Here is a 5,905-nt window from a genome sequence, read left to right on the forward strand (position 1 = left end):
GATTCGAAGGCGCGAGCGATCGTGGCGAGCGTGGTCCCCGCCGCGACGCCGGCGATCGTGCCGAACGTGCACCGCGTCGCTTCGAAGGCAGCGGTGAGCGCACCGAACGGGCTCCACGCCGATTCGAAGGCGCGAGCGATCGCGGTGAGCGTGGTCCCCGCCGCGACGTCGGCGATCGTGCTGAACGTGCACCACGTCGATTTGAAGGCAGTGGTGAACGCACTGAACGGGCTCCGCGCCGATTCGAAGGCGCGAGCGATCGTGGTGAGCGTGGTCCCCGCCGCGACGCCGGCGATCGTGCCGAACGTGCACCACGTCGATTTGAAGGCAGTGGTGAACGCACTGAACGGGCTCCGCGCCGATTCGAAGGCGCGAGCGATCGTGGCGAGCGTGGTCCCCGCCGCGACGCCGGCGATCGTGCCGAACGTGCACCGCGTCGCTTCGAAGGCAGCGGTGAGCGCACCGAACGGGCTCCACGCCGATTCGACGGTGCGAGCGATCGCGGTGAGCGTGGCCCCCGCCGCGACGCCAGCGATCGTGCCGAACGTGCGCCGCGTCGATTTGAAAGCAGCGGTGAGCGCTCCGAACGGGCTCCTCGCCGCTTCGAAGGTGCGAGCGATCGTAGCGAGCGCGGTCCCCGCCGCGACGCCGGTGATCGTGCCGAACGCGCACCGCGTCGGTTCGAAGGCAGCACGGGTCGCGCCCCGCGCAGTTTCGGCGACCGCCCGCCGCGCCGCGATGACGGCGAACGCCGCCCATTCGGCGGTTCACGCGCGGACAACGCCGGCCGCGCGCCGGAAGGCAGAGCCCGCGACGATCGTCCGATGCGACGCGAACGCGATGCGTCCGATCGCCCCCGTTTCGGCAGCGACCGTGCCGGTTCGCCGGCCCGCCGCGACGGCGAAGGCCCGCGCCGCTTCGAAGGCGAGCGCGGCACGTTCGAGCGCGGCGAGCGCCGCTTCGCCAAGCCCGTAAAAGAGGGCTATGCCGAACGTCCGGCGCGCACGCCGCGCGATGAGCGGGCACCGACGAAGCGCGAGTATGGCGAACGCCCTGCCCGCAACGCCGAGCGCGGTTTCGACAAAGCCGTGCCGTCGGCGACACGCCGCTTCAGCGACGCCCGCCCCGCACGCGCCGCCAGGCCCGAAAAAGCCGCGCGAGCCTCGGCCACGCGCAGCGAACATCACGACCACGACCTCGACACGACCGCCGAGGGCGACGCCCCGCGCCGCCCGCGTCGCGACCAGGAAGACGCGCCGGGCATGCTGCGCCTGTCGAAGCTGATGTCCAAGCTCGGCCTGTGTTCGCGCCGCGAAGCCGACGAATGGATCGAGAAAGGCTGGGTCATGGTCGACGGCGAGCGCGTCGATACGCTCGGCACCAAGGTGTTCCCGGATCAGCGCATCGACATCGATCCGGCTGCCGAAGCCGCGCAATCGAGCCAGGTGACGGTACTGATCCACAAGCCGGTCGGTCTCGTGTCGGGTCAGGCCGAAGACGGTTATCAGCCGGCCATCACGCTCGTCACGCCCGAGAACCGTTGGGAAGGCGACCGCTCGGACATCCGCTTCGCGGTTTCGCATCTGCGCCAGCTCGCGCCGGCCGGACGGCTCGACATCGACTCGACAGGCCTGCTCGTGCTGACACAGGACGGCCGCATCGCGAAACAGCTGATCGGCGGCCATTCGGATGTCGACAAGGAGTACCTCGTGCGCGTCGCCTATGGCGAGCACACGGTCGACGTGGAGAGCCATTTCCCGGCGGACAAGCTTGCGCTGCTATGCCACGGCCTGTCGCTCGACGACGTGCAACTGAAGCCCGCGCAGGTGAACTGGCAGAACGGCGAGCAGTTGCGTTTCGTGCTGCGCGAAGGCCGCAAGCGCCAGATTCGCCGCATGTGCGAGCTGGTCGGCCTCGAAGTGATCGGCCTCAAGCGTGTGCGCATGGGCCGCGTGGTGCTCGGCGCGCTGCCGCCGGGCCAATGGCGCTATCTGTCGGAAGACGAGTCGTTCTGACGCCGCGAGTGCCTGCGCAAACGAAAACCCCACGCCTTTCGCGTGGGGTTTTTCATTTCCGGCGACGCTTTATTCGCAATCCGCAACCGCCGCCCGCGCCGCGCTATACAGCCTCAATCGTCGCTATTCGGATCGAGGTCCGGGAACAGGATCTCGGTAAAACCGAACTTCGAGAAATCGGTGATCCGCATCGGATACAGCTTGCCGATCAGGTGATCGCATTCGTGCTGCACGACGCGCGCGTGAAAACCCTCGGCGACGCGCTCGATCGGATTGCCGAACTGATCGAAGCCGTGATAGCGGATCATCGTCAAACGGCTCACCGCGCCGCGCAGCCCCGGCACCGACAGGCAGCCTTCCCAGCCCTCCTCCATGTCGAGCGAAACCGGCGTGATGGTCGGGTTGATCAGCACCGTCTCCGGCACCGGCGACGCGTCCGGATAGCGTTCGTTCTTGCCGAAGCCGAAAATCACGACCTGCAGGTTGACGCCGATCTGCGGCGCGGCAAGCCCCGCGCCGTTCGCATCGTGCATGGTCTCGAACATGTCCTTCACGAGCTCATGCAACTCGGGCGTGTCGAAATGATCGACCGGCTCGGCGATCTGCAACAGACGCGGATCGCCCATCTTGAGAATTTCGCGAATCATCAGTGCCCCTCCAGGAGCTTGCGCATACCATCTTCGTCGAGTACGGGGATGCCGAGTTCCTCGGCCTTCGCAAGTTTGCTGCCCGCGTCGGCGCCCGCCACCACGTAACTGGTTTTCTTCGATACCGACCCCGCTACTTTGGCGCCGGCCGCTTCGAGCATGTCCTTCGCATCCTCGCGCGACAGATTCGGCAGCGTGCCCGTCAGCACCACGGTCTGCCCGGCCAGCACGCCCTGCGGCGCCTTCGGCGCGGGCGGCCCCTCGGGCCACGTGACCTTGCCCGGCGCGCGCAACTGCTCGATCACCGTGCGGTTGTGCTCCTCGGCGAAGAACTGGCGCAGCGATTCCGCGACCACCGGCCCGACGTCGTTGACTTCGAGCAGTTCTTCGAGCGGCGCGTCCATGATCGGGGTCAGCGAGCCGAAATGCTTCGCGAGATCCTTCGCGGTCGATTCGCCGACGTGCCGGATGCCGAGCGCGTAAATGAAACGCGCGAGCGTCGTGTGCTTGGCTTTTTCGAGCGAGTCGAGCAGATTCTGCGCCGATTTGTCGGCGAAGCGGTCGAGTTCCGCGAGTGTCGCGAAACCGAGATTGAACAGATCGGCCGGCGTGCGCACGAGATTCTGCTCGACCAGCTGATCGATGATCTTCTCGCCGAGGCCGTCGATATCGAGCGCGCGCCGCTGCGCGAAGTGCCAGAGCGCCTGCTTGCGCTGCGCCGGACAGAAAAGCCCGCCCGTGCAGCGCGCAATCGCCTCGTCGGGCAGCCGCTCGATGGCGGAGCCGCACACCGGGCACTGCGTCGGCATCACGAACTCGCTCGCATCGGCCGGGCGCCGGTCGAGCAGCGCGCTGACCACTTCGGGAATCACGTCGCCGGCACGCCGCACGATCACCGTATCGCCGATGCGGATGTCCTTGCGGCGCACTTCGTCTTCGTTGTGCAGCGTAGCGTTCGTAACTGTCGCGCCGCCGACGAACACCGGTTCGAGCCGCGCGACCGGCGTGATCGCGCCGGTGCGGCCCACCTGCACGTCGATCGCGACGAGCTTCGTCAGCGCTTCCTGAGCCGGAAATTTGTGCGCAAGCGCGAAACGCGGCGCGCGCGACACGAAGCCGAGCGCGTCCTGTTCGTCGCGCCGGTTGACCTTGTAGACCACGCCGTCGATGTCGTACGGCAGCGTGTCGCGCTTCTCGCCGACCGCGTGGAAAAAGCCGAGCAGTCCTTCGGCGCCCTGTACGACCGCGCGCTCGCTATTGACCGGCAGGCCCATCTCCTTGTACCAGTCGAGCAGTTCGCTATGCGTGGCCGGCATCTCGATGCCGTCGAGCACGCCAATGCCATAGGCGAAAAACGACAGCGGCCGCTGCGCGGTGATCTTCGAATCGAGCTGGCGCAAGCTGCCCGCCGCCGCATTGCGCGGGTTCGCGAATTCGCGCTGTTCGGCCGCGCGCTGCCGTTCGTTCAGGCGCTCGAAATCGCGCTTGAACATCAGCACCTCGCCGCGCACGTCGAGCACGCGCGGCACGCGATTGCCCTTGAGCTTCAGCGGAATCGAGCGGATCGTGCGGACGTTTCCTGTGACGTTCTCGCCGGTCGTGCCGTCGCCGCGTGTCGAGGCCTGCACGAACACGCCGTCGACATAGCGCAGCGAGATCGCGAGACCGTCGAACTTCAGTTCGGCCGCGTATTCGACGAGTACATGCGCCGCCGGCACCGGCGGCTCGCTCGCGTTCTTGCCGAGCGCGTCGCTGACGCGCTTGTCGAACGCGACGATGTCTTCATCGGTGAAACCGTTGTTCAGCGACAGCATCGGCTGATCGTGCACGACCTGCTCGAAGCCGCTCGCCGCTTCGCCGCCGACGCGCTGCGTCGGCGAATCCGGCACGATCAGCTCCGGATGTTCGGCCTCGATGCCCTCCAGTTCCTTGAACAGCTTGTCGTACTCGGCATCGGGCAGGTCCGGCTGATCGAGCACGTAGTACGCGTAATTCGCGCGTTCGAGTTCCGCGCGCAGCCACGCGGCCCGCTCCGCCGGAGCGCTGGTTGCAGAAGGGGGGACGGGAGTTCGGGCCATGCTGTCGGACGCTTCTCAACGTGAAATTCAGACCTTGGATTATCGCAGGAAGCGTGCCCCTTTACATCGGCCGAATGGGTGCGTCGAAGGGGTACTTCGAATGGCTGCTTCGGGCGCTTTGTGGGTGCCGTCAAGACCCGCGCACCTGCCACGTACCTGCCACCGCACCTGCACACACCGGCGCAACGCATCGCCGCAACGCATCGCCGCACGCGGCCCAAGCCGCAAACGACAACGGCCGCACATCGTGCGGCCGTCTCGCCCCAACGCGGATGGCGCGCCGGCTTACTGGCTGAACAGCCGCCGCGTGGCCGGCGAACCCGCCGGAATGCCGGCCTGTTCGAGCTTCGCGTAGAGCGTCATCAGCTGCTTTTCGATGGCGAGCAGCGCGCTCTCCGGCAAGGGCCGGCGGCCATCGTCGACCACGCGCCCGCCGATGCGCTCGGCGAGCGACTTCGCGTAATCGCACATGAGCCGGAACGGCAGGATGTCTTCGTCGGCAACCGGCACGTCGAGCACGAGCGTAATCATCTCGCCGCCCTTGTACGTGAGGTCGTCGCGCAGGAAGTTGGTGTCGCCGAATTGCAGCATGAACACCGGGCTTTGCCGCGAATCAAGTTTGACGAAGCGCGTGCCGTCGCGCGAGAGCAGCAGGCCGTCCTGCGAGGCGACCGCCTGCACGTAGTTGGCCGACCACGGCGCGCCGTCGGACAGCACGTTGATCGACAGTTGCGCGTCGCACTGCGCGGCAAAGCCGTCGAGCTCGCGCGCCATCGCCACGGTTTCGAGCATGTCGGGGAATTCGGGCGACGCGTCGAGCGCGTCGGCGAACTGCTGCACGCCGGTCACGAATTCGGAAAACTCGAGTTCGTTCAGCGCGCCGCTGCGGTTCGCCAGTTGCGCGGCCGCGCGCAGCTCCTCGTAGCGCGTGCCGTTCTGCAGCAGCTCCCAGGCGCCACCTTCGGGCTTGCCCTCGATATGCACGGGCTTGCTGCCGGCGCGGCGCAGACGCTGCGCGAGCGGGATTACCTTGTCGCCTGCCACCGGGCCGTTCAGACGGATCGGCACGATGCAGTCGATGCGCCGATCGACGATCGCAGGCGGCGCCGACGAAATCGTCGTGGCGGCCGGCAGGACCGGCTCGACGCGCTCCTGCGCGGCGGGC

At 67.3% G+C, this 5,905-nt stretch carries 5 protein-coding genes; 2 read left to right on the plus strand and 3 right to left on the minus strand.

What is annotated here, in order from left to right; all coding sequences use genetic code 11:
- Together G3N58_RS34660 and G3N58_RS33235 are read left to right on the plus strand one after the other, a co-directional pair.
- Window positions 1–975: hypothetical protein (locus G3N58_RS34660; protein WP_346778316.1), on the plus strand; the 975-nt coding region annotated here is incomplete at its 5' end.
- 113 nt (window positions 976–1,088) lie between these two features.
- Window positions 1,089–2,015 (plus strand): pseudouridine synthase, encoded by a 927-nt coding sequence (locus G3N58_RS33235; RefSeq protein ID WP_346778317.1) that lies wholly within the window; start codon window positions 1,089–1,091, stop codon window positions 2,013–2,015.
- Between the two features lie 113 nt (window positions 2,016–2,128).
- On the opposite strand, the gene def is transcribed toward G3N58_RS33235, so the two are convergent.
- The 3 genes from def to G3N58_RS33250 all read right to left on the minus strand — a co-directional run.
- Window positions 2,129–2,662, minus strand: a complete 534-nt coding sequence (def, locus tag G3N58_RS33240; RefSeq protein ID WP_205991143.1) for a peptide deformylase — start codon at window positions 2,660–2,662, stop codon at window positions 2,129–2,131.
- Window positions 2,662–4,740, minus strand: a complete 2,079-nt coding sequence (ligA, locus tag G3N58_RS33245) for an NAD-dependent DNA ligase LigA (protein WP_206001307.1) — start codon at window positions 4,738–4,740, stop codon at window positions 2,662–2,664. The genes def and ligA overlap by 1 nt, the downstream gene beginning before the upstream one ends.
- Window positions 4,741–5,025: 285 nt before the next feature.
- Window positions 5,026–5,905: cell division protein ZipA C-terminal FtsZ-binding domain-containing protein (locus tag G3N58_RS33250; protein ID WP_206001308.1), on the minus strand; the 880-nt coding region annotated here is incomplete at its 5' end.

It is taken from the genome of Paraburkholderia sp. Ac-20342 (genome assembly GCF_017104985.1).
In the GTDB taxonomy this organism is placed as follows: Bacteria; Pseudomonadota; Gammaproteobacteria; order Burkholderiales; family Burkholderiaceae; genus Paraburkholderia.

What these genes read in the sequence shown, in the direction of transcription:
- def (WP_205991143.1), bottom strand. Translation starts at nt 2,662, where the DNA reads ATGATTCGCGAAATTCTCAAGATGGGCGATCCGCGTCTGTTGCAGATC.
- ligA (WP_206001307.1), bottom strand. Translation starts at nt 4,740, where the DNA reads ATGGCCCGAACTCCCGTCCCCCCTTCTGCAACCAGCGCTCCGGCGGAG.